Source organism: Ruegeria sp. BF6 (genome assembly GCF_056538665.1).
Map to the genome: position 1 here is coordinate 1,131,071 of NZ_JBQFTN010000001.1, position 23,543 is coordinate 1,154,613.

At 55.6% G+C, this 23,543-nt stretch carries 23 protein-coding genes and 2 tRNA genes; 8 read left to right on the forward strand and 17 right to left on the reverse strand.

Annotation, left to right across the window (positions count from 1 at the left end; all coding sequences use genetic code 11):
• Nucleotides 1–6: 6 nt before the first annotated feature.
• Entirely contained in the window at nucleotides 7–681 is a 675-nt protein-coding gene (locus ACR0IM_RS05670; RefSeq protein WP_480681117.1) for a TIGR04283 family arsenosugar biosynthesis glycosyltransferase, read from the reverse strand.
• Nucleotides 682–754: 73 nt separating this feature from the next.
• Here ACR0IM_RS05670 and ygfZ point away from each other — a divergent pair, with 73 nt between their 5' ends.
• Both ygfZ and ACR0IM_RS05680 read left to right on the forward strand, forming a co-directional pair.
• Complete coding sequence (gene ygfZ, locus ACR0IM_RS05675; protein ID WP_480681444.1) at nucleotides 755–1,492, forward strand: CAF17-like 4Fe-4S cluster assembly/insertion protein YgfZ; 738 nt, start codon at nucleotides 755–757, stop codon at nucleotides 1,490–1,492.
• 106 nt (nucleotides 1,493–1,598) lie between these two features.
• The gene (locus tag ACR0IM_RS05680; protein ID WP_480681118.1) at nucleotides 1,599–2,543 is read left to right on the forward strand and encodes an ABC transporter transmembrane domain-containing protein; all 945 of its coding nucleotides are present in this window, start codon (nucleotides 1,599–1,601) and stop codon (nucleotides 2,541–2,543) included.
• Between the two features lie 57 nt (nucleotides 2,544–2,600).
• Here the strand turns inward: ACR0IM_RS05680 and efp are convergent, their stop codons facing one another.
• Nucleotides 2,601–3,164, reverse strand: a complete 564-nt coding sequence (efp, locus tag ACR0IM_RS05685) for an elongation factor P (RefSeq protein ID WP_170349189.1) — start codon at nucleotides 3,162–3,164, stop codon at nucleotides 2,601–2,603.
• Nucleotides 3,165–3,382: 218 nt separating this feature from the next.
• On the opposite strand from efp, the gene ACR0IM_RS05690 reads away from it, so the two are divergent.
• Nucleotides 3,383–3,703, forward strand: coding sequence for a DUF6280 family protein (locus ACR0IM_RS05690; RefSeq protein WP_037310273.1), 321 nt, complete (start codon nucleotides 3,383–3,385; stop codon nucleotides 3,701–3,703).
• 66 nt (nucleotides 3,704–3,769) lie between these two features.
• On the opposite strand, the gene ACR0IM_RS05695 is transcribed toward ACR0IM_RS05690, so the two are convergent.
• On the reverse strand, nucleotides 3,770–4,339 hold the full coding sequence (locus ACR0IM_RS05695) for a cobalamin biosynthesis protein CobQ (protein ID WP_480681119.1): 570 nt from the start codon (nucleotides 4,337–4,339) through the stop codon (nucleotides 3,770–3,772).
• A 60-nt stretch (nucleotides 4,340–4,399) separates the two neighbouring features.
• Here ACR0IM_RS05695 and ACR0IM_RS05700 point away from each other — a divergent pair, with 60 nt between their 5' ends.
• On the forward strand, nucleotides 4,400–5,857 hold the full coding sequence (locus ACR0IM_RS05700; protein ID WP_480681120.1) for a cobyric acid synthase: 1,458 nt from the start codon (nucleotides 4,400–4,402) through the stop codon (nucleotides 5,855–5,857).
• A 3-nt stretch (nucleotides 5,858–5,860) separates the two neighbouring features.
• On the opposite strand, the gene ACR0IM_RS05705 is transcribed toward ACR0IM_RS05700, so the two are convergent.
• The 3 genes from ACR0IM_RS05705 to ACR0IM_RS05715 all read right to left on the reverse strand — a co-directional run bounded on the left by ACR0IM_RS05705 (nucleotide 5,861) and on the right by ACR0IM_RS05715 (nucleotide 8,835).
• Nucleotides 5,861–6,592 (reverse strand): hypothetical protein, encoded by a 732-nt coding sequence (locus ACR0IM_RS05705; protein ID WP_480681121.1) that lies wholly within the window; start codon nucleotides 6,590–6,592, stop codon nucleotides 5,861–5,863.
• 74 nt (nucleotides 6,593–6,666) lie between these two features.
• Nucleotides 6,667–8,085, reverse strand: coding sequence for a TolC family outer membrane protein (locus ACR0IM_RS05710; protein WP_480593234.1), 1,419 nt, complete (start codon nucleotides 8,083–8,085; stop codon nucleotides 6,667–6,669).
• 96 nt (nucleotides 8,086–8,181) lie between these two features.
• Nucleotides 8,182–8,835 (reverse strand): protein-L-isoaspartate O-methyltransferase family protein, encoded by a 654-nt coding sequence (locus ACR0IM_RS05715; RefSeq protein WP_480593232.1) that lies wholly within the window; start codon nucleotides 8,833–8,835, stop codon nucleotides 8,182–8,184.
• Nucleotides 8,836–9,063: 228 nt separating this feature from the next.
• Between ACR0IM_RS05715 and ACR0IM_RS05720 the strand changes: the two genes are divergently transcribed.
• Nucleotides 9,064–9,137 (forward strand) — tRNA-Cys (locus ACR0IM_RS05720).
• A 310-nt stretch (nucleotides 9,138–9,447) separates the two neighbouring features.
• Here ACR0IM_RS05720 and ACR0IM_RS05725 read toward each other — a convergent pair.
• The 10 genes from ACR0IM_RS05725 to ACR0IM_RS05770 form a co-directional block, all read right to left on the reverse strand.
• A complete protein-coding gene (locus tag ACR0IM_RS05725) occupies nucleotides 9,448–10,602 on the reverse strand; it encodes a Gfo/Idh/MocA family protein (RefSeq protein WP_480681123.1) in 1,155 nt (384 codons plus the stop codon).
• The gene (locus ACR0IM_RS05730; RefSeq protein ID WP_480681125.1) at nucleotides 10,602–11,657 is read right to left on the reverse strand and encodes a sugar phosphate isomerase/epimerase family protein; all 1,056 of its coding nucleotides are present in this window, start codon (nucleotides 11,655–11,657) and stop codon (nucleotides 10,602–10,604) included. The genes ACR0IM_RS05725 and ACR0IM_RS05730 overlap by 1 nt, the downstream gene beginning before the upstream one ends.
• Before the next feature lie 26 nt (nucleotides 11,658–11,683).
• A complete protein-coding gene (locus ACR0IM_RS05735; RefSeq protein WP_480681126.1) occupies nucleotides 11,684–12,742 on the reverse strand; it encodes a LacI family DNA-binding transcriptional regulator in 1,059 nt (352 codons plus the stop codon).
• Between the two features lie 7 nt (nucleotides 12,743–12,749).
• Nucleotides 12,750–14,372 carry a dihydroxyacetone kinase subunit DhaK gene (locus ACR0IM_RS05740; RefSeq protein ID WP_480640819.1) on the reverse strand — a complete coding sequence of 541 codons (1,623 nt, stop codon included), beginning with the start codon at nucleotides 14,370–14,372 and terminating at the stop codon, nucleotides 12,750–12,752.
• An 11-nt stretch (nucleotides 14,373–14,383) separates the two neighbouring features.
• The gene (locus ACR0IM_RS05745; RefSeq protein ID WP_480640820.1) at nucleotides 14,384–15,376 is read right to left on the reverse strand and encodes an ABC transporter ATP-binding protein; all 993 of its coding nucleotides are present in this window, start codon (nucleotides 15,374–15,376) and stop codon (nucleotides 14,384–14,386) included.
• Entirely contained in the window at nucleotides 15,369–16,466 is a 1,098-nt protein-coding gene (locus ACR0IM_RS05750) for an ABC transporter ATP-binding protein (protein WP_480640821.1), read from the reverse strand. The genes ACR0IM_RS05745 and ACR0IM_RS05750 overlap by 8 nt, the downstream gene beginning before the upstream one ends.
• A gap of 2 nt (nucleotides 16,467–16,468) precedes the next feature.
• The gene (locus ACR0IM_RS05755) at nucleotides 16,469–16,657 is read right to left on the reverse strand and encodes a hypothetical protein (protein ID WP_480593218.1); all 189 of its coding nucleotides are present in this window, start codon (nucleotides 16,655–16,657) and stop codon (nucleotides 16,469–16,471) included.
• Nucleotides 16,654–17,592 carry a carbohydrate ABC transporter permease gene (locus ACR0IM_RS05760; protein ID WP_170336529.1) on the reverse strand — a complete coding sequence of 313 codons (939 nt, stop codon included), beginning with the start codon at nucleotides 17,590–17,592 and terminating at the stop codon, nucleotides 16,654–16,656. The genes ACR0IM_RS05755 and ACR0IM_RS05760 overlap by 4 nt, the downstream gene beginning before the upstream one ends.
• On the reverse strand, nucleotides 17,589–18,536 hold the full coding sequence (locus tag ACR0IM_RS05765) for a carbohydrate ABC transporter permease (RefSeq protein ID WP_475211458.1): 948 nt from the start codon (nucleotides 18,534–18,536) through the stop codon (nucleotides 17,589–17,591). The genes ACR0IM_RS05760 and ACR0IM_RS05765 overlap by 4 nt, the downstream gene beginning before the upstream one ends.
• Before the next feature lie 83 nt (nucleotides 18,537–18,619).
• Complete coding sequence (locus ACR0IM_RS05770) at nucleotides 18,620–19,939, reverse strand: ABC transporter substrate-binding protein (protein ID WP_480593216.1); 1,320 nt, start codon at nucleotides 19,937–19,939, stop codon at nucleotides 18,620–18,622.
• 395 nt (nucleotides 19,940–20,334) lie between these two features.
• Between ACR0IM_RS05770 and ACR0IM_RS05775 the strand changes: the two genes are divergently transcribed.
• The 3 genes from ACR0IM_RS05775 (at nucleotide 20,335) to ACR0IM_RS05785 (ending at nucleotide 23,019) form a co-directional block, all read left to right on the forward strand.
• Complete coding sequence (locus ACR0IM_RS05775) at nucleotides 20,335–21,114, forward strand: MOSC domain-containing protein (RefSeq protein WP_480640822.1); 780 nt, start codon at nucleotides 20,335–20,337, stop codon at nucleotides 21,112–21,114.
• A gap of 430 nt (nucleotides 21,115–21,544) precedes the next feature.
• Entirely contained in the window at nucleotides 21,545–22,105 is a 561-nt protein-coding gene (locus ACR0IM_RS05780; protein WP_480593211.1) for a hypothetical protein, read from the forward strand.
• 221 nt (nucleotides 22,106–22,326) lie between these two features.
• Nucleotides 22,327–23,019 carry a hypothetical protein gene (locus tag ACR0IM_RS05785; RefSeq protein ID WP_480681128.1) on the forward strand — a complete coding sequence of 231 codons (693 nt, stop codon included), beginning with the start codon at nucleotides 22,327–22,329 and terminating at the stop codon, nucleotides 23,017–23,019.
• Between the two features lie 375 nt (nucleotides 23,020–23,394).
• Here the strand turns inward: ACR0IM_RS05785 and ACR0IM_RS05790 are convergent.
• Nucleotides 23,395–23,484 (reverse strand) — tRNA-Ser (locus ACR0IM_RS05790).
• Nucleotides 23,485–23,543: the final 59 nt, after the last annotated feature.

The window sequence follows — 23,543 nt, forward strand, 5'->3', positions numbered from 1 at the left end:
CGACCCTTACCGCCGATACGCCTGCGCCAACTGCTCCGGATCGGCCCCAAGAAAATACCGGGTCAGAGTCCACAGATTCCGCGCACCCCGACGCAGCCACCCCACCTGTACATAGCGGTCCGCACTCGTAACCGCGCGTGTCGTCAACAAAGTAATGCGGGGCACGGCGCGTGCCAACGCCACGTCCTCCATTAGCGGTTGATCGGGGTAGCCTCCGGCCTTTTCGTACATATGGCGCGGCAGAAGAATCCCCTGATCGCCATACGGCAGGCCAAACAGCCGGCTGCGCAGATTGGCCCAACCTGCCACCCAAGCGGGCCAAAACCCTTTTGCTCCGAAGGCCAAACGAAAAGCCGCCGGTTTGCCAGTGGCAAGGTGTTCACCCACCTCTTTGCTCCACCCCTCCTGCAGCACTGTATCGGCGTGCAAAACCAACAGCCAATCCCCCTTGGCCGCCGCGCAGCCTCGCCGCAACTGCCCGCCGCGTGACGGGGCACCGGTGACGATCTCGGCCCCGGCCTCATCAGCGATTTCAAGGGTCAGGTCGGTCGAGCCGCCATCGGTGACGATCAACTCGCGGATCAGACCGGTGTGCAGACCCTCCATCAGCGCTGGCAAGGTTTCCGACAGAGCCTCGCCCGCGTTCCGGGTCGGGATGACGATGCTGATCGGTGCTGGCAAGGCGGATATCCTCTGGTCATGGCGGCGGGAACTCCTATATCACGGGGCCAAGGGAAATGACGAGGACCACCCGATGCCCAATCGCCGTATTCTGCGCCTTAGCGGCTCGGACACCGACAGCTTCCTGCAAGGGCTGGTGACTAATGACATTGCCGGACTGGACACTGGACTGGTTTATGCGGCGTTGCTGACCCCTCAGGGCAAGTACCTGGCGGATTTCTTTCTAAAGCGCGATGGTGACGCGGTTCTGTTGGACGTCTCTGAAGACATCGCCGACGGATTCGTCAAACGGCTGGGCATGTACAAACTGCGCGCCGATGTTGCGATCGAGAACAGCGGCCTGAACCTGCAACGCGGCACGGGTCCGGCGCCCGAGGGTGCCCTGCCCGACCCGCGCCACGCGGATATGGGCTGGCGTGACTATACGCCCGAGGCTGAAACCGACGACGGCACCGACTGGGACGCCATCCGTGTGCAGCACTGCATCCCCGAAACCGGCATCGAACTCACGCCCGACAGCTATATCCTCGAATCCGGGTTCGAAGCGCTGCACGGCGTCGATTTCAAAAAGGGCTGCTATGTCGGGCAGGAAGTCACCGCGCGGATGAAGCACAAGATCGAACTGCGCAAAGGGTTGCGCAGAGTCCGGGTTGAAGGCGCGGCCCCTGTCGGGACGGAAATCACATCCGGCGGCAAACCGGCAGGCTCGTTATTCACCCAGTCGAATGGACAGGGGATTGCCTATCTGCGCTTTGATCGCGCTACCGAAGACATGCAGGCCGACGGGGCCACGGTCACTTTGACGACGTAACATGTTGCCAAACCGGCACGGCTGAACTGCCAAGCGGCCCGGCACGGTTTGAACTAGGCCATTGGCGCTGCCAATCTGGTGCAAGTTCAAAGACCCGGATGAGCATATGTTCAAATTGTACCGAGCGATCTGGCGCGCCAGCGCCGGGCGGCAGATTATCCTTATTATCCTGTCCCTCGCCATCGCGGGTCTGGCCGCGGTCCCGCTGGAGTTTCAGCGGGACATTATCAACCACCTCACATCTGATAATATCAGCACGGAACGGCTGATCTATCTGGGCACGGGCATGATGTCGGTCATCCTGCTGAGCCTCGCCCTGAAATGGTTGCTGGGCTTTCGCGCAGGCACTCTGGGCGAGGACATGATCCGCATGATCCGCCAGCGGCTTCTGGTCCGTGCATCGGACATAAGAGAAACGGGTGAGACGGTGCGCAAGGGCACGATGACCACAGCCATCTCGGCCGAGGCTGAAGAGCTGGGCAAGTTCGCCGGTGGCGCGTTCTCGGACCCGGTGGTGCAGATCGGCACGCTGATCAGCGTGATCGGCTATATCTCGTCAACCCAGCCCGGCTTGGGCATGATCGCCTTTTCCATGATCGTACCGCAGATCATCATCGTGCTGATCTCACAGCGCAAGGTGAACATCTTCGTGGCCGAGCGCGTTCGCATTCTGCGCAACGCCACCGACAAGCTGACGATCGAAGATATCAACGATGTGGCCCGTGACATAGACGCCCAGTTCGACGATATCTTTGAAACCCGGCGCCGCATGTTCCTGTGGAAACTATCGGCAAAGTTTCTTCTGAGCGTCATCAATGGCGCGGGAACGGTCGGCGTTCTGATGTTGGGCGGTTATCTAGTTCTGAACGGAAAAACAGATGTCGGCACTGTGGTCGCAGCCACCAGCGGCCTCAGCCGCATTCAGGGCCCCACCGCCTTTTTGATCGCCTTCTACCGACAGGTCAGCGCTAACCGCATCAAATACGAGTTGATGATGGAACTCTTCGGCCCAAACCCGGAACGCTATCGCTATCTGAAAGGCCGGCAATAAAAAAGACCGCGCGGCGGGTGCCTGCACGGTCTTTTACTGTTTCCAACGGACGAGGGTTTACGCGCGTTCGGAATACTCCATGCTTTCGGTGTTCACCACGATCATCTCATCCTGACCGATGAACGGCGGCACCATGACCTTAACACCATTGTCCAGAATCGCCGGTTTGAACGAGTTCGCAGCAGTCTGACCTTTAACCACCGGCTCGGTTTCGACGATCTTGCAGGTCACTTTTTGGGGCAGTGTGGCGTTTAGTGCCTCACTTTCATAGAATTCGACCACGATGGTCATGCCGTCCTGCAGAAACGGGCGGCGTTCGCCAAGCAGTTCGGCGGGCAGTTCGATCTGCTCATAGGTCTCTGAATCCATGAACACCAGCATGCCATCAGATTCGTACAGGAACTGCTGATCTTTCTGCTCCAGGCGCACACGTTCAACCTTGTCCGCGGAACGGAAACGCTCGTTCAATTTTGATCCATTGCGCAGGTTACGCAGCTCGACTTGCGCAAAAGCACCACCTTTACCGGGCTTTACATGGTCGACCTTAACAGCAGCCCACAGACCGTCGTTATGCTCAAGCACGTTGCCGGGGCGAATTTCGTTCCCATTTATCTTGGGCATGACATAAATCCTTCACAAACGGTTGATGCGTCAGTTCCCGTCCCTATATCTGGCAGGACACCACCTGACAAGACAACGAGACCTAGTGCTGCACTTGCAGCGAGCCATGCACATGACGCAACGCAACTATGCATTTTAGCTGTATCCGAATCACGTCGAATAGGTCATAAGAACCGTCACGCCGAAAATGCAAGAGCAAGAACAACAAGGATAACGAGATGAGAGATTTCGTTGACGGCACTGCCTTTAACAATGAGCAAGGCAATCGTGCACGCAAACTTTTCGCGGCCGTTGTGTTGGCTGCACTTGATGACGCTATCGCCGATGACAAGAAATACGGCAATGGCCCCGAACAAATCGCCCGCTGGGCGCGTTCGCGCGATGGTCGCGAAGTGCTGTCCTGCGCGGGTATTGACCCGAACGAGCGGGTTGTCAGCGGACTGATGGAGTTCGTTGGTCGTGGCGTGCGTACCTCGGTCGCACTATCGCGTGAAGAAAGCGAGCGCCGCAATGCCGCTCAGCAGGCAGAAGCCGCATAAATCAGTCGACTTCTGAAGGAAAAAACGCGCTTCCGTACTTCCGGGGCGCGTTTTTCTTTTCCCCTGTCAAAAGAATAGCAACCACTGGCGGGCGACCCAGATTTCAGCCGCCAACAGGGCGGAAAAGAACAGTTTCGCGGACAGGGACAGACCCCTGCTCCACAGCACAGCATAAGCCCCTGCGCAAATCACCACCGAGATCGGTGCAACCCAAAGGGCATGGTGGGCGCTGTCCCAATAGCTGACCGGACTGTGAAAGACCCAATCACTCAGCGGCCAGAACTGAGGCCGCCCGTCACCTGCGTGCAGCAGGAAATCCATCGCCAGGTGCAAAAGACCAGCGGACGCGGCAACCGTCAAAACCCGCCAACTGCACCAAAGACCGAGCACCAGCGCCAGCCCCCATAGGATAATCGAGTTGTCGATGGCAAATACCGTCTGCCAGGCAGATGAAAAGTAGAGTTGATCGAACACCACCTGCTCGGGAATACCCAGAACGAACATTGACACGCTCGCCATTACATAGAGCGACAAATCAGGCAGTAAGGACCCCAGCACTGCAACCCAAAGGATGCGCCCGCGCGCAGGTTGCGCAAAGGCGGCGGCACCGATCAAAAGATGCGCGGGCGTGTTCATCCGGGCTTTCCCTTTAGGCTCAAATCAGGTCATCTGCGCGCCAACGTATAGGAGACGGCTATGGTTCGCGCCATCATGATTCAGGGGACTGGCAGCAATGTCGGAAAATCGGTTTTGGTCGCCGGGCTGGCGCGCGCTTACACGCGGCGGGGGCTGAAAGTAGCTCCATTCAAGCCGCAGAACATGTCAAATAATGCCGCCGTGACGGAAAACGGAGGCGAGATTGGCCGCGCGCAGGCCCTGCAGGCACGCGCCGCGATGCGACCGACCCACACTGACATGAACCCAATCCTGCTAAAGCCGGAAACTGATACCGGTGCCCAGATCATCGTTCAAGGCCAGCGCTCCGGCACAATGAAAGCGGGGGACTATCGCAAGGACAAATCCAAATTGCTGAGTGCCGCGCTTGAGAGCTTTGACCGGCTGTGCGACGACGCCGATCTGGTGCTGATCGAGGGTGCAGGCAGCCCGGCCGAGACCAACCTGCGCAAGGGCGACATCGCCAATATGGGCTTTGCCTGTGCCGCAGAGGTGCCGGTTGTTCTGGTGGGAGATATCCACCGCGGCGGTGTGATCGCTCAGATCGTGGGCACGCAAGCAGTTCTGGACACAGGCGATCTGGAAATGATCCGAGGCTTTGCCGTCAACCGATTCAAGGGCGATGTCTCGCTGTTCGACGAAGGGCGCGATGACATTGCCGCGCGTACAGGCTGGCCGTGCCTGGGCGTTGTGCCCTGGTTTCATGACGCCTGGAAACTGCCCGCCGAGGACATGATGGACATCCGGTCCCACAGCGGGGGCGCCTGCAAGGTCGTGGTTCCGCAACTGGAGAGGATGGCCAATTTCGACGATCTAGATCCGCTGTCAGCCGAACCCGGCGTCACGGTCGAAATCATCCCGGCCGGACGCCCCCTGCCCGGCGATGCCGATCTTGTGCTGCTGCCGGGCAGCAAATCCACCATTGGGGATCTATATTATTTCCGGGCACAGGGTTGGGATATCGACCTCTATGCCCATGTCCGCCGGGGCGGCCACGTGTTGGGCCTGTGCGGAGGTTACCAGATGCTTGGCAATACCATCGCCGATCCCGATGGCGTGGATGGCCGCCCAGGCACTGTCGAGGGGCTGGGGCTGTTAGATGTGGTCACCACCATGGCAGGCAAAAAACAGGTCACCCTGCGCACCGCGTGTACCGTCCCCGAGAACGAGCCGCTCACCGGCTACGAGATACACATGGGACGAACCGAAGGCCCCGATTGCGATCGCGCCTGGCTTGAGATTGATAACCGACCAGAGGGCGCCGTTGACAAGACCGGTCGTATTCGGGGCAGCTATCTGCACGGTATTTTCTCGTCCGATCTTTTTCGCGCCCGCTATCTGCGGCAGTTGGGCGCGACCTCAGACTTGTCATATGAGGATGGGGTTGAGGAAACGCTGGACGCGCTGGCGGACCATCTGGAGCGTCACATGGATCTGGACCGTCTGCTGGACCTGGCCCGGGCGCCAAAAAGGCCCTAAGGCCTAGTCCAGTTCCCGCTCGGCCAGCGCCCGGTAAATCTCGCGCCGCACCATCTTACGGACATTGCGGGTGATGCGCTGACCCAGAACGCCTTGCAGCTCTTCCCGAACAACCTGAGCAATCAGTGCCCGAAGCGCATCTGCGTCCATCGTCAATGATTCTGGTTGCGCCTCGGGTGCATGCGGCGTGGCAGAGGCTGCAGTTTTCGGATCGCGGATAAAGGTTGCCGTGGGCTCGACCCTCTCAGCTTCGGCACCGCCTTTCCCGGCTTCGTTGGTTTCAGCCCGGGCGTTCCAGGCAAGCGGCTTGTTCGGTGTGCCGGAATAGGCGTCGTCGCTTTCACCGTCCGGCTCCCACTGGTCCTCGGTCCGGGCAATCGCGGCTTCCAGCGCTTCGATCTTGGCACTCAGGCTACCGGCAAGGCCATCCTCAGCCTCGGTGTTTGCTTGCTGTTCGACAGCAGGTTCGGCGTGTTTGACAATATCGCAAGCCCGCAGAAGCATCGGCTTGACGGAATCTTCCGCCTTGTAGGCCGATTCCTTTTTCTCAGGCTGAAGCTGCTCAATCATCACCGGTTCATTGACCCGCAACGCGTCGGTCAGAACCAGTCTGCCAGGTTTTCTTGAAAGGGACGACGCCAGGACTCCCGGCGTTTTTCGGTCTTCTTCGGTGACCAGACGCTTAATCGAGGACAGGACGTCCTCGATTCCCGCTTTTACGACTTTATCCGTCATTGTTCTCTACCGCTCTATCCTCAGGATCGAGTGTAGCTAAACAAACCGGACCTCACAACAGGTAGTATTGGCCCTTAGTCGCGACGCAACGCTTTGAGGACCCGGTCCAGATCCCTGCTTTGCCGGCTGACCTGCGCCGGAGCCTTCTTCACCAGGTTGTAGTAGAGTGTCGGATCATAGATTTGCACAGCCAGACCCAGACGCTCCGCCGTGAGCAGACCTTGCGCCTGCAGCAGCTGGTATGCCGCACGGGACCGTTCGGTGCGCGATGCGACCTCGGCCAATTGTGCGTCCAGCAGATCCTGCTGAGCGTTCAGCACGTCAAGAGTTGTCCGCGCACCCAGTGTCGCCTCTTCCCGGATACCATCAAACGCAACCTGCGAGGCGCGGACCCGTTCGGTCGATGCCCTCAGGCTGGCAGTCGCCGCCTGAAATGCAGCATAAGCGTCAGCCACCCCTTGGGTGATGTCCTTCTGCACGTTCAAAAGGTTGGCGCGCGACGCGTCCCGTGTCGCCATTGCCCGGCGGACCGTGGCAGCCAGTCGGCCACCAGCGTAGATCGGCTGTTCTAAGCGCAGCGCGATGGTTGCATCTTCGAGGCTGTCATCGTTGTCATAGCTTTCGCGGATACCTGCATCAGCGTTCAGCCTGACATTCGGACCAAGATTGGCACGCTGCTGCTGCACGACCAGGTCAAGCGCACGCACCTGGTGCTGAGCTGCCTGAATGGCCGGATGGTTACGCTGCGCCAGGCTGACAGCTTCACCCTCGGATCGCGGCAGATTCGGCAGGCTCGGCTGACCGGCCGTGCGCCCGGGGGCTTTACCAACTGCGTTGACATATTCCGCCTGCGCAATGCTCAGGTTACCACGCGCGACCGCAAGGTCCGCTTGCGAGCTGGCCAACTGCGCCTGGGACAGCGCGACGTCCGTACGGGTCACCTCACCCACATCAAAGCGGTCCTGCGAGGCCCGCAATTCCTCGGCCGACACATCGACGTTGTTCAGACGGATTTGCACTGTTTCTTCCTGCAGCAACACGCCCAAATAGGCGTTCACACCGCGGAACAGGACCTGCTGTTCGACGTCCAACAGGGTCTGACGTGTTGCCAGAACCGTTTCCTGCGCCGACTGCTTACCCAAGACCGAGAAGCCGCCGTCATAGATCAATTGACTCAGCGTGAGTCCGGTAAAAAAGTTAGTCGGTTCATTCCTGACCACGCCCAGATCTGTAGAATTGCGTGTATAGTCCTGACTGACCTCCACTGCCCAGTTTATGATCGGGCGCAGCGCCGACAATGCGATTGCGACGTCTTCATCAGCCGCACGCAGCAACGCGCGGTTCTGTTCCAGCAAGCCGCTCGTGTTGTAAGCCCCAATAAACGCATCAGTCAGGTTATCAGCCCAGACCGCGCGTCCCGGCACGGCACTCAACGCGATTCCCGCGGTCAATGCCAATGCCTTTACAAACTTGCCCCCCGTCCATGAACGCATAACGAAATCCTTCTCAAACCAAAATTACGCTGCCCTGACCGTAGTTTGCGCGTTTGTTTTCAACTAATCAAGGCAACAGAAAAATATGAGAAAGAATTATAGCGAAAATGCACACTCCGCACAAAATGCCTGTAAAACTGGGGCGTTGGCATTGAAGGCATGGCGCCAGGTCACTCGTCCCCCGGATTTGTGCCCGATCCGAACGGTGCCAAGCTTTCCTTCCACAAACAGGCAGGCAATGCGCCCGTGATCCTTGAGTTGTACGATCAGCGCCTCTGGCACCTGCTCGACGCCACCTTGAATCATAATCACGTCATACGGGCCATGCTCGGTGGCGCCCTGTGCCAGCGGGCCGACATGTACGATCGCGTTGTCGGCCTCCGCCTCCATCAGGATCGTCTGCGCCTCTGTGGCAAGGGCTTCGTCCTCTTCCACGGCCACGACCAGTTGCGCCATGCGTGCCGCTACTGCGGTGGAATATCCCATTGCGGGGGCAATATCCAAAACAATTTCATCATTCGAGATATTCAGCACGTCCAGCATCTTGGCCAGCGTCCGCGGCTCCAGCAGGCAACGCCCGTTCCCCAGATCGATCACACCCTCGGCATAGGCGGCCTCGCGCTGAGAATCCGGTACAAAGTTCTCTCTCTGGACGGTCAACATTGCGTCAATGATAGGGAATTTCGTGACATCCGAGGGTCGGACCTGCGTATCAACCATCGTACGGCGCCGAGTTGCGAAATCTGTCATTGGATCGCTCATGTTAGTCCCAAGTATGTCCGGCTTGTGCCATATTCAGACGAAACCGGCAACGGCTGTCGCGTTGAAAATTTGGCCGGATCGCAGGAACTTGGTGTCGCACCGCGCCATGTCGCACCACATGGGAACGGATTTTTGCAATCAACCCACTGGACGCCCCTGACGAAAGGTGTTAAAACGCCTGCCACACCACGGCAAGTATTTGATTTTGCTTGAAAAGGCGAGTTGGCGGAGTGGTGACGCAGCGGATTGCAAATCCGTGTACACCGGTTCGATTCCGGTACTCGCCTCCATTTAATTCTAAATCATTGACTTAACCCTGTAGTGCTCGGGTATGACACAAAGTGGGACACACCTACAATGGTGCAATCATCCTACCTAAGCCTTTCAAGACACGGTGTTTATTACTTCCGGTGGCCTATCCCTTCTTCTATTGAGGAAAAGCGGACATCTGTAGGAATATCGCTACGTACCCGCTGCCCGCACTGGACTGGTGGCTATGCAACTGCCCTGCCCCTCTCACGCAAAGTTAATCTGAAAGACCAACCCAAGTTCTTCTGACATGAACTTGCAAGAAGCCTGCTCCCCTCTCGGGTCCAGATTTTAGTCTAACTTGACCCAGGCCGCATTTCTTGAAGAGCTTTGCACGCATGCAGCTACAAACTTAACTCCATTAAGCCCGTCAAGGACCGTTGGATAGACAACCGAAGCGTCAGGTGAAAAACCATCTCGGAAAGCTTGGATGGCTGCAGCTGCTTCTCCATAGATGTTCGCAAAACCCTCCAGATATCCTTCGGGATGACCGGGAGGAACTCGGCTCAAACGACTAGCAGCATTACCAGCACCAGCTCCATTTCGGGTGATCAGACGCTTTGGTTCGTTGTAGGGCGTAAACCATAGGTAATTGGGGTCTTCCTGGGCCCACTCCAGCCCACCTTTTTCGCCATAGACGCGCAATCGAAGTGCGTTTTCATTGCCGGGAGCCACCTGAGAAGACCACAGCATACCCCGCGCTCCGCCTTCGAAGCGAAGCAACACGTGCGCGTTGTCATCGACTTTGCGCCCCGGCACAAAGGCCTGCAAGTCCGCCGCCAAGCTGTCCGCCTTCAGCCCGGTTACAAAGCAGGCAAGGTTGTATGCGTGGGTTCCGATGTCACCGGTTGATCCACCCGCGCCCGAGCGTTCGGGATCGGTTCGCCACTCAGCCTGTTTGAAATCCTGCTGCTCGGTCAGCCAGTCCTGCGGGTATTCAACCTGAACCACTCGGATTTTGCCAATGTCTCCGTTGGCAACCATTTCGCGCGCCTGCCGAACCATCGGATAGCCCGTGTAATTGTGGGTCAAAATGAATAGGGCATTCGCGCTTTCTGCTGCTTTGACCAGCTTTTTTGCATCGGCAAGGGTCGAGGTGAGTGGTTTGTCACAAATCACATGAATACCGCGCTTCAGGAACTCGCGTGCGGCTGCAAAGTGAACGTGATTTGGCGTGACAATTGAGACCGCCTCGATCCCAGATTTCAGCCGGGCTTCCCTTATCGCCATTTGTTTGAAGTCTTCATAAACCCGCTCGAGCCCCAATGCCTGACCACTTTCAAGAGATTTCTCTGGCGTCGAAGACAAAGCACCGGCGACCAGCTCGAACTTGTCGTCCAGTCGCGCGGCTATGCGATGAACACCCCCGATGAAGGCGTCGTTTCCGCCGCCAACCATGCCAAGCCGAATGCGTCCTGAGGTTTCTTCACTGCGTCCTGTGACCATCACTCAATCCCCAGCATTTTGCGATTGGCGGCTTCGTCTGCGCCACCGTCAGCGAAATCATCAAAGGCTTTCTCGGTCACACGGATTATGTGATCTGACACAAACTGAGCGCCTTCACGCGCTCCATCCTCTGGGTGTTTCAGACAGCATTCCCATTCGACAACCGCCCAGCCATCAAAGTCATTCGCCGCCATTTTTGAGAAGACAGCCCCGAAATCCACTTGACCATCGCCAAGTGACCGGAACCGACCGGCTCGATCAACCCAGCTTTGATACCCAGAATAAACTCCTTGCCGACCGGTTGGGTTGAACTCGGCATCTTTTACATGGAACATCCGTATTCGATCCCTGTAGATGTCGATGTTGTCCAGGTAGTCGAGGCATTGCAGGACGTAGTGTGACGGGTCGTACAACATGCAAGCCCTTGGGTGATTGCCTGTCCGTTCGAGAAACATCTCGTAGGTCACACCGTCGTGGAGATCCTCTCCGGGGTGAATTTCATAGCAGACATCGACACCGCATTCATCCGCGTGATTCAGGATGGGCACCCAACGGCGAGCGAGCTCATCAAATGCCGTTTCAATCAAGCCGGCAGGGCGCTGAGGCCAGGGATAAACATAGGGCCAGGCCAAGGCGCCAGAGAATGTCGCATGTGCTGAAATACCCAGGTTTTTCGAAGCTGATAGCGCTTTTTTAACCTGGTCTACCGCCCATTCTTGTCGGGCCTTCGGGTTTCCTCTGACGCTTTCGGTGGCGAATCCATCAAACGCACTGTCATAGGCAGGATGAACGGCCACTAGCTGGCCCTGAAGGTGCGTTGACAGTTCAGTGACTTCGACACCATTCTCTTTGGCTTGGCCTTTGAAGTCGTCGCAATAACCGGCGCTATAAGCGGCCTGTTCTAAGTCGAACAACCGGCCATCCCAACTGGGAACCTGAACGCCTTTGTATCCACAATCAGCCGCCCATTTGGTAATGGCGTCCCATGAATTGAACGGCGCTTCGTCACCCGCAAATTGCGCTAGAAAAAGAGCCGGACCTTTGATCGTTTTCATAGATTTCCTCCCCGAAACCAATGCCGCTAAGGCGGTAAATTTTCCTTCAGATAGATGTCGATACGGATACGTTCCTGTGCTTTATTGAATGGAACTTTGTCCGAAGTTGCGCGCAACAGACGGACGGCAGAACGAACAATATGCCCGGTGTCTTGCGAGATTAGAGCGTCAAATGTGCCTAGCCTCAGCGCCTCACGACTTAGCGGAGTAAGCTCATGTGCGATGATTACCAGATCTTTGCTAAACTCGTTCTCTGACAGAAATTGAATCAGACCAGCATTGCCCGCTGCTGACGAGTATATTCCGACCAGATCCGGGTAGGTTTCAAAGATTTCAGGCATCATCGTGTAGATCAGATCCGGATCATCCCGGCCCTCGACAGACGCCACGACTTCGAGGTGAGGAAAATCCTCAGCCACAACAAGATCAAAACCCTGGCGCCGTTCCAGGTGATCACGTGCCAAACGAGAGCCAGTCAGGACCAAAACTTTACCTTCGCGATGTACAAATCGTCCCATCAACTGAGCAGCTGTCCGTCCTGCCGAAACATTATCGATTCCTACAAAGTGATCCCGTTCAGAACTTGGCAAGTCAGACACCAAGGCAACTACCGGAACGCCCTTGTCCCTGACCCTCTTTACAGCATCGCGGACAGAAGGCGTTTCAGGTCCGAAAACGGCAACTCCATCAACGTCTAAGCTTTCGACAGTGTCCAAAATGTTGACGATATCTTGTGGCTCAAACGGAGCGACCTTCTTTATCGAAATACGAGTCCGCTCAATAAACTGATCACGCGATTGCTCTGCGATCTGACTGCTAATAGCCTCCACAAACTCGTTATCCGTGTCCGGCAGAACAAAGAGGAAGTTGTAAACTCGGTTTCGCGCTAGGTTGGCCGCGGCCGTGTCGCGCACATACCCCAGCTCATCAATCGCCTTTTGTACTTTCTGAACGGTCACGGTCCGCACGCCGGGGCGTCTGTTCAAGACCCGGTCAACAGTCGCCAGGCTAACACCCGCTACACGCGCGATGTCATTGACAGTTGGCTTTTTCACCAATTCTAGTTTTTGTTTTTGGTCTTCCACGTGTTCTTCAACCCTCAATCTCCCGCGCTAAGCCTTCAAACAACAAAGCAACAGCCTCAGCGCCAGGATCGTTATGTCCAACTAGGTTTTCTTCGGGAACATAGGCCGCGCGGCCCGCCTTCGCACGACGAATTTTAGCCGTGTTGTCCGCACCTTCGCGGGCAGCCTTTGCCGCATGGGTCATACCAGACGGGAGTGCGGCAAGTGCAGGTGCTAGAGCGTCGATCATCGTCCTGTCACCGACCTTGGCACCTCCGACTTGGCTAACGCGATTCAGGCCTTCGACCAAAGACTTCGGTACCGAAGCCCCGCTTGCGCAGGCATCTCCCGCTGCGTTGAAGAAGATTGCAAGTATCACGCCGGAAGAACCACCCATCGTCTGACTCAATTCATTGCCCAACGCTGGAAACAGTTGTGTCAAATCAGCAAGCGGCATTCGGTCAAGGCTCCCTTGTAACGCTCTTGCTGCGGTCGCCAATGTGCTCCCTGTGTCGCCATCCCCAGACTTCGCGTCCAACTCGTTCAGGTTCTTCTCAGCGTTGATGAGCAGTTCAGACAACCGAGAAATCGTTTCCCTTGTCGTGGGATTGTTCGAAGGAATTGGATCGATTGGAGTCAAGCCATCAGGCAAAGGCGCCACTTCTATTGGATCGATGGAATTGACGCCTGGCCAAGCCGCCAGATCAACACCAGCTTCAAGCGCCGATACATCGTCCTGATCTACAGGCAGTATGGATACGGAAAACCCGTGCATATCGAGCGACGTCATCATTGGTGCCGGACCAATGATACGGCGAGCGATCCCAGTCTCGCACAGGGCATGCGTGAGGACAGCCATTTCTAACGGTGTTGTGGAACCAAGGTTGTTGACCAACGCCACACAATCCCCAGAACCCACTCTTTGCTGTAGCTTCTCCACGACTGTGGACATAGCCGATACAGCATTCGAGAACTCCACCTGCTGTACTCCAGGCTCGCCATGGATGCCCAAACCGAGTTCCGCTTTGCCGGGCGCAATCCTGTCCTCTTTCGGAGAACCCGGAACGGTGCAGGTATCCAGACTCATACCGATGCTGACTACCTTGGCGATGGTGTTTCGTGCTGCATTGGTAACAGTGCCCAGGTCAGCACCACTTTCTGCAAGCGCGCCTGCAATTTTGTGCACGAACAAAGTTCCTGCCACGCCGCGTGGTTGCGGTAGGTCAGGCAGGGCGATGTCATCGTCGACAACGACCATCTCTACCTTGCGGCCCAATGCACGGGCGCGTTCAGCAGCCAGGCCGAAGTTCAACCGGTCACCGGTGTAGTTCTTGACGATAAGCAAGCACCCGGCCTCACCCGTGACCGCAAGAATGCCCGCCAGAACCGCCTCGACTGACGGGGACGCAAACACTTCCCCGCATACCGCTGCAGTCAGCATACCGGCACCAACGAAACCTGCATGGGCGGGTTCGTGACCAGACCCGCCGCCGGAAACCAGGGCGACTTTCGACTTGTCCCAATCTGACCTGTAGACAACCTTGATGTGCGGGTAGCCGTCCAACCGGGTAAGTTGCCCCCCAGAAGAGGCCAGAAGGCCGTCTATGGCCTCTATTACCAGGGTTTCTTTTGTGTTGAGGAACTGGGCCATGCTTTTGCTCCTTAGTTCACACGCGCGCCGGACGCGTCAAAATACAACGGGTTGTGGGGGCGGATTTTTATGAGTTTTCCAGAAGGGTAATCCTGATGGACATCAATCAGGGTAACCACCGGGTGACCATTCAGGTCCAGGTGCAGCCGTGTTTGGTCGCCCAGATGTTCGGCGCGTATCACACGTGCCTCACTGCCTTCACCTTCGATGATGTTTTCCGGGCGAAGACCAATCTGCGGGCCTTTGTGATCGCCTCCGAACAACTCGGACGGCAGGATGTTGATACGTGGCAGACCCAACCGGCTGGCAACGTAAACACTGCCCGGGTTTTCATAGATATCCCGGGGTGTTCCGTACTGAACCAATCGGCCGTTCTCCAAAACGCCGATATGCGTTGCCATTGTCATGGCTTCGACCTGATCGTGGGTCACGTAGAGCAAGGTTGACCCCAGATCGGCCTGAATCCTTTTCAGCTCGACCCGCAAATCCGCCCGAAGCTTGGCGTCCAAAGAGCTGAGCGGTTCATCCATCAGGAAAATCTGGGGGTCGCGCACCAGCGCCCGTCCGATTGAAACGCGCTGCATTTCACCGCCCGACAGTTCAGTGGCTTTGTTGTCCAGTTTGTGCGGGATCTGGAGGATCTCCGAGACTTCGTTGACCTTTCTCGTGATCTCATCCTCTGGTGTCTTCAGGATCGGCGATCGCAGAGGGAAAGACAGGTTCTCACGCACTGTCATATGCGGGTACAGCGAGTATTGCTGGAAGACCATCGCCACATCGCGCTGGGCGGGTGTATCTATACCAACATCGCGCCCGGCAATGCGCACTGCTCCGGAATCCAGTTTCTCAAGTCCGGATATCAATCTCAGTGTCGTTGTTTTTCCCGCTCCAGTCGGGCCCAACAACACCACAAAGGCGCCGTTGGGGATCGTCATTGAGATATCATCTACCGCTTTGACGTTGCCAAATGACTTCGAGATGTTCTCCAACACGACTTCAGCCATTGCTTAGTACCTCGTCGTTCAGAGCGGACCTCAGCGCGCGCCCGGTAGACTTTTCAAATAGGGTTACTGCGGGTGAGCGGAACTCCAATCCCACCGTCTCGCCGGGGTTAACGGCTTCGCGCGCATCAATGCGAGCTTTCAGCTCCCCGTTCGGGCTTTGCAGCGTCACGATCTGGGTGGTTCCCAAGTATTCTGCGGCCAGGACCTCGGCCCGGTAGGCACTCGCATCCGATAGAAAAACATGCTCAGGGCGAACGCCAAAAACCAAGTCACCTTCCGCCCCTTCCATCAGTTTGGGCACGGCTTCGTCATGGCCATTAAGTCGAACCATCTCCGAGCCAGGCGCGACCTTTCCCTGAAACGGCAGGAAGTTCATCGAAGGAGACCCGATAAAATCTGCAACGAACATTGTGGCTGGTTTGTCGTAGATTTCCTGCGGCGTGCCGAATTGTTCGATCACTGCGTTGTTCATAACAACGATCTTGTCGCCCATTTGCATGGCTTCCAACTGATCGTGAGTGACGTAAACAGTGGTCGCGCCCATACGATCATGAAGCGCGCGTAGTTCTTCGGCCATGTGCTCACGAAACTCGGCATCTAGGGCACCCAGCGGCTCGTCCATCATGAACGCCTTGGGTTCGCGAACAATCGCGCGACCCAGCGCCACGCGCTGCCTGTCGCCGCCTGAAAGCCCGCCTACCGGGCTATCGAGGATGTCCTTGATTCCCAGAATTCCCGCGACTTCCTCTACTTTGGCTTTGACAGCAGCACGCGGCATGCCCTGCGATATCAGTGGGTAGCTGATATTCTTGCGCACGTTCATATGCGGATACAGCGCAAACATCTGGAACACGAAAGCAATGTCTCGCTCTGAGGGTGGCCGTTGGCTGATTTCTTCGCCGTCGAGGTAGATTTCACCCGATGTTGGAAGTTCCAAGCCTGCGATCATCCGCAGCGTCGTCGTCTTTCCGCAGCCGGATGGCCCGAGCAGCATGAAAAATTCACCGTCCTCAATCGTGAACGAGCTTTCGCGAACAGCCGTGAAATCGCCGAACATCTTCTTTACATTTTTGACTACGATCTGGGCCATTTCTACTCCGGGAAATGGCTGACGATGATGAACATGACGGTTCCGATCAGCGTGACTACGAAGGAATAGGTGAAGGCCCACAGTACAAAGGGCTGCATCAGCATGAAAACACCCAGCGCGATTAGGATGGTCGCAACCATCTCCCATGGGCCGCGGCGGAGCCGCATCAATCCGGTAAGAAACTCGCTCATTTGCGTACGGCTCCGAATGTGATCCCACGCAGCAAGTGTTTGCGCATCAGGATAGTGAAAATCATGACCGGGATTAGGAAGATCGTTGCGCCAGCGGCAACGGCAGGCCAGTCTAGGCCTCCAATACCGATAATGGTCGGGATGAATGGCGGTGCAGTTTGCGCATTCGCAGATGTCAGCAGCACTGCAAATGCGTACTCGTTCCATGCGAAGATAAGGCAAAAGATGGCTGTCGAGGCTATTCCGGTGGCGGCTTGCGGCAGCACCACTTTGTAGAAAGCCTGAAACCGAGTGTAGCCATCTATTAGGGCAGCTTCTTCGTACTCTCTCGGGATTTCGTCGATGAATCCTTTCAGCAACCAGACCGCCAAGGAAATATTCACGCCCGTATACAGCAAGATCATCCCCAAATGCGTGTCGCTCAATCCAAGATTTCTGAACATCAGGAAAATCGGGATGGCGACGGCGACAGGAGGCATCATCCTTGTACTGAGGATGAAGAACAGAAGGTCGTCCTTGAGCGGAACCTTGAATCGGCTGAACGCATAGGCAGCCAGGGTGCCAAGAAAGATACTTAGAAACGTCGAGCCAAATCCGATGATAACCGAGTTCATAAAGCGCTCACCGAACTTGGAAGGTCCGACAATCACCATGTCGTATTGGCGCACGATCTCATCGGCCCAATTCTGTGGTGGGTTTGCTTCCAGAAACTCCTGCGTTTGCCGCGTGCGTGTGGTGAAAAGGTTAACATAGCCTTCTAGCGTTGGGTCAAAGACCACCTTAGGCGGATAGCTGATCGCATCAGCAGGCGATTTGAAGCCAGTCAGCAAAATCCACACCAGCGGGATCATCGTAATCAGGGCATAAGCGATTACCAGAAAACCAGCGATCCACTTGGACCGGTTCGAAGGTTCGGTGACGGAAAAACTGCTCATCTCTGTTTCACCTTGTTCAGGGCTTTGACGTAGATCGACGCAAGGCCGAACACGGTGACGAATAGGATGATCGCATAGGCCGAGGCATAGCCGGTGCGCCACTTCTCAAACGCCTCCCGTTTGAGATTGATCGAAGTGAGTTCCGTTACAGAACCCGGCCCTCCGCCGGTTAGCTGAACCACCAGGTCGAACATCTTGAAGTTCTCGATCCCACGAAACAGCACCGCGAGCATCAGGAACGGCAGCACCATCGGGATTGTGATTGTGAAGAACTGCCGCAGCTTGCTGGCACGGTCGATCTCGGCGGCTTCGTAGATATAATCGGGAATGCTGCGCAGCCCGGCCAGACAGATCAGCATCACGAAAGGTGTCCACATCCAGGTGTCGACGATCACGATCGCCCAAGGCGCCAAAGTCACCGACCCCAGCATTTCAAAGCTCGACGGGTCTTTGCCGGTGAACCAAGACACGATGTAATTGAATAAGCCGATTTGCGGTTGGTAGAGGAACTTCCAGAAGTTTCCGACGACTGCAGGAGACAGCATCATCGGCAGTACGATGATCGTCGTCCACAGGTCATTGCCCTTGAACTTTTTGTTGATCAGCCACGCTAGAGTGAACCCGATCAACACCTGGAAAAAGATTGTCCAGAACAGGAAATGCGCCGTCGCCTGCATGTTCAGCCAGGTGTCCGAGTCGGTCAGGATACGCTCGTAATTCCTGAACCCGACATCTTTGACTTCACGCCCGATCCGGTTGGCCTTGTAGTTGGTAAAGCTCAGTTGGATGGTCCAGATCAACGGAAAGATATTGATCGCCAGCAGTAGAAATATCGTTGGGGAAATGAATATCCAGGCGATCGCGCGGTCGGATAGCCCCCGGATTTTTCGCGCAACTCGCTGGGGCGTTGCCTGCGCAACGCGATCTACGGTCCTGTCAGACATCTCTTTGCCAGTTCTTGTTGGTTTCGAACTCACGGGAGGGAGAAGGTGGAGCGGGTTCGCACCCGCTCCTGCCTGCGTCCGGGCTACAGCTTGCCTTCGTCTTCGAAGACCTCCGTCCAATCTTCGATCAAAAGATCAAGCGCTTCTTGAGCTGTGCCTTGGTCGGCAACCACGTAGTCGTGGATGCGTTTCTGCATCGCCAAAAGTAGCTCCGCGTAAGCGGGCTCCTGCCAGAAGTCCTGCACCCCACCCATTGCTTCTAGGAAGTCACCGGCAAACGGTTGGCTATCTACGAAGCCAGGATCTTCCAGCACTGAGTTATGTGCCGAGTAGCCGCCTAGCTCCCACCATTTGGCCTGAACTTCTGGCTGCGCGAACCACTTTATGTACTCAAGTGCGGCATCCTGTTTATCAGAGTAGCTGACAACAGAAATGCCTTGGCCGCCCAGTGTTGAGCCAGCCTGATTTTGCGGTGGATTCACGAAAAAGTCGATTTTGTCACCGCCGGTATTGGGATCGGCATAAAGACCTGGGAAGAACGCAAACCAGTTCATAGCCATGGCAACCTGACCGGACTTAAAGGCATCCAAGCTCTCACCCATGTAAGAGTTGGTGTATCCCGGAGGCGTCGCCGTTTTGTAGAACTCCTTATAGAATTCCAAAGCCTCAACTGCTTCCGGTGAGTTTACGGCGCCTTCCATGTCGTATGAGCCCGGAGTGTTTTCGTATTTGAAACCCCATGGATACAGCGCTCCGGTCACACCCATGGTGATCCCTTCCGAGCCGCGCTCGGTAAAGATTGCTGCCCCGTAGACTGTCTTTCCGTCGATTTCACGACCTTGGAAGAACTGCGCGATCTGCAACAACTCTTTCTGGGACTGGGGTTCACGTAGGTCCTGACCAGTTGCTTCTTTGTATGCGGCTTGGATTTCGGGGTTTTCGAACCAGTCCTTGCGATAGAACCAGCCATTAGCATCACCCATCGCAGGCAGCGCGTAGTAGTTTGGTGTACCCTTAGGCCAGGTCGAGTACGCGTAGACAGTGGCCGGCGCGAAATCGTCCATGCTAATGCCTTCAGCATCAAAGAACTCGTTCAGCTGGACATAATGACCATTCTCAGCGCCACCGCCGATCCATTGGCTGTCACCAATCAATAGGTCGCAGAGCTTACCCCCAGAGTTCAGCTCGTTCAGCATCCGGTCAGCAAAATTTGGCCAGGGAACAAATTCGAAGTTCATCGTGTGGCCGGATTCTGCTTCGAATTCTTTTGATAGCTCAACAAGCGCGTTGGCCGGGTCCCATGCAGCCCAACAAAGCGTCAGATCTTCAGCATTTGCCTTGGTAGAAAGAGTAGTAGCGGCAAGGACTATTGCGCTGGCCGAGGCCAGTTTTGTGTAAGTCATCCATTCCTCCCTTTTTTCGCCGTCAATCGAGGATGTGCGAATCGCGGCATACTTCCAAGGCTATTTGAGGTACGCACCTCAAGTCCAGAAATTTTTGAGGTCCGTACCTCAAATAGCCAGAGAAGGTCGCTGATTTTGCTTCTGAGTTGTTGATTTTTAGCGAAATTGTTTAACGGCATTGATGCGCATGTATTTTCAGCAGCGAGGCATTAAATGGCCATTTCGACTAATATTGGCGCAGCCCACAATCGCTGCCATCACGTGGCCGACAAGTTTAGGAACCCGCTTCTGAAGCACTGACAGATTATTTGGTCGATACCTTTGAGAATTGGAGTTAGCGTCAAACAGCACGGATCACGCTGGATCGCGTAACTCGTTTGGTCAGGTACAGACATATGAACAATCTCTCTATCGTCCGAATAAACCGCTACCCAATTAAAGGCTTGAGTTCCGAGCCTATGCAAACCGTGACGCTGCAAGCAGGAGAGGGCCTTCCAGGTGATCGCCTGTTCGGATTTGCTCGATACAACTCCGGTTTCGACGTGCAGGACCCTAAGCCACTGCCGAAAGATCGTTTTGTCGTTTTGTTGAATGAGGCTGCATTGGCAGGCATTCAGACTAGTTTGGATGTCAGGACCCAAGATCTTGAGATCAAAGCGAACGGAAAGACACTGCGCTTTAATATGCGAATACCTGAAGATCGGATGAATGCGGAAAGTTTCCTTGCCTCAGAGATCGACTTAAATGATCCCGAACCGCCAAAGTTCGTCTCTTCAGCTCCCCATCGGTTTACAGATGTATCTGTGGTATCGCTGAAAATGATGAACGCGATATCCGTTTTGAACCTGGCCTCTGTGGAAAAGCTGGGTGAACAACTGAACGCAGAAATCCACCCTGCGCGCTTTCGAGCGAATATCGAGATCGACGGTTTACCTTCATTTTCTGAGCTGGATGCAGTTGGATCAGTCCTAAGATTTGGCGATGTCGAGTTAAAGATACTCTCACGCACGAAAAGGTGTGCGGCCACTGAAGTGAACCCGGAAACGGCCGAGCGGGACTTGAAGATACCCTACCTTATTCGGAAGTTGATGGGCCATATGGATATGGGCGTCTATGTCGAGGTGGTTAATGGTGGAACGCTAACTATCGGTCAAACTGGGGAAGTACTCGCTTGAACATTGCCCCCGCCAATGTGGCTTTTCAGGAGCCTTGAGCCGCGTTCCTTGAAGTGAGTAAAGTCTACTCCTATGCTAGTTTTTTCTAAGTCGTAGCCGAAACTGGAAGGAACCGCCGGGGTTCACAAACCAACAGCTGACGATATCTGGCGAGTTCAACAGCGGTCGCTTTGGGCTCATTGCAGACATCGGCCGCCTTGCGGGACAATCCCGACGTTGAGTACTTTGCGCTCAAACAGGAAAGAAGCGGGACACCCAGGCATACGAGATGATCGGTTGTGACTGATTGGAAAGTTGCTTTTCGCAGCCAAACCTTCGTATGTTGTTGGCAAAGTTCGAGGGCATATCCGCTTTCGAAGCCGAACGCAATCGGCACCATATGACAGCTCTACACCGTTAAGGAATCTTATAAAAAAAAGAGGTTGGACCGATGATCGGTCGAATAGCCCTCAAGAGGATCTTACTCTCGCTATCAATCGGAACAACTGGTCCCGTCGTCGCCGAGGCGCCAGATGCAAGGGCCGCTATTTCGTCCGGATCGGTTGATATCGTCGCAGTTTTCAATGCGACCTGTGCGTCTGGAAGGACAACTGCTGCAAGCTTACGGGAGAGCTTTGAATCTCAAGGCTTCACCACTGATTGGCAGAATGACACATACGGTTACTTTTCCCGTATCGGCTTTATGGCGAACTATCACATCTATCCAGGCAGCTGGAACTGCATCGTGTCCGCAGAGAGAGTTGTGGCCCCCGATCTGTGTGAGAAATTATCATCAGATGGTATTGAAGTGAGTGCACGGCTGCCCGATGGAACCTGTGTCGCCAATATACCAGAGCACGGCCTGACCGTGTTGGTCCGAAATATCTGTCCAGATTCGTCGCCAGGAGCTTGCACTTGGGTGCAGGCTACACTGACTTCGGATCGGGAATGCCACGCCGATGAGATTGTTGATTTGACCTCTTTCACCCAAGGTTTACTGAACACAAATTAGTTGGCATTGACCGGTCATCAGGTCGATGGAGGAAAATTTCCCTAGAGACTTTTGTCTGAATGCATGCACTGCAGCACAGAGAGATCGGTTGAATGCCAAGTTGGAAACATCCGTAGCCACCGTCCTGATCTTTGTTTGTTGAGCGCGCCCAATTCTCTGAACGCAGCCCCGTAAGAAGCAACCTGCCGCTTGGCTATGATCACCACGGCGAAGGCCGACGGTTGCGCTACTTCGTCTTCAATCGACTGATCTCGGGCGGCAAGGATAAATCCGGCTGGCGACTTCCCGGCCCTTCGCTGGAAAACGCTGTCATTGATGTTTTCGTCAGACATCTGCAAGACGCCTCCGCCGCGCACCAGGTACTGGCGCAGCCGGAGGCCGGGTCAGCGGAGGCAGTGCAGACTTCAGTTGCGGATTTAGTAACCCGACTTCGACGCCATGGCGGTCAGGTCGGCGCTAATATTCTGGCCAGCGGCGGAATTGCACGAGGACAGATCGACCTCGAATTGAACCGTAATACCCTGGAAAACTCACTGGGCATCGCTGCAGATCTTCTGCACCCGGATCTCACACACATCACTGCATCCTTCAATCTTCGCCGCCGCGGCGTCGAGGCTAAGGTCATCGCTGGAGACATGGCGCCCCAACCCGAACCCCACCTCCGGACTATGCTGCTCCGCGCCCATGGCTGGGCCCGTGATCTGAAAGCCAGTGTTCAACTGAAGGATATTGCGCAGCGGGAAAATCTCCCCGGCGCCTTCATCCGCACCCGCACCCAGCTCACCTTTCTCTCACCGAAGATTCAAGCCGCGATTCTCGACGGCACCCAGTCGCCCAAACTCACACTCAAGCGTCTGGTCAGCGTCACCCACCCACTTGACTGGGCCGAACAGGCGCGCCTGTTCGGCTTCTAAAACCTTCAGATGCGGCCTCCCTGATACAGGGTTTGCCCTCCCAGATCCGGCGGAACAATTCCCTGGACGCACTAGAAAATTCCCTGTTCCACTTTCCAGGAAATTCGAAGCATAAGCCTTTGAAAAACATTCAGTTCTGACATGAAATGTGCCGGATTTCAGTCTCGTTTGACGAAAACTCCCTGTAAATTGCAGGTAATCAGGGAAATCCAGCCCAAAGCGACCCCGCCAAAATGCGGCACTGAGACTGGGGCCTGAATTGTCCTCTGAATGTACGGTCTGCTCCGTCTCTGATTGATAGCGCATGCGCCAACGCGCGGGAATTGCGACACAATTCCGGATCAGAAAAGACAACTGAAGTGAGACAGGTATGGGTGGCGGGGAGACAGGGATTCGAACCCTGGGGACGCTCTCACGCCCAACGGTTTTCAAGACCGCCGCATTCGACCACTCTGCCACCTCCCCGCGTGGAGCCGGGTCTAAGGCCAAGTTGAAACGGTGGCAAGAGCAAATAGGGAAATCTC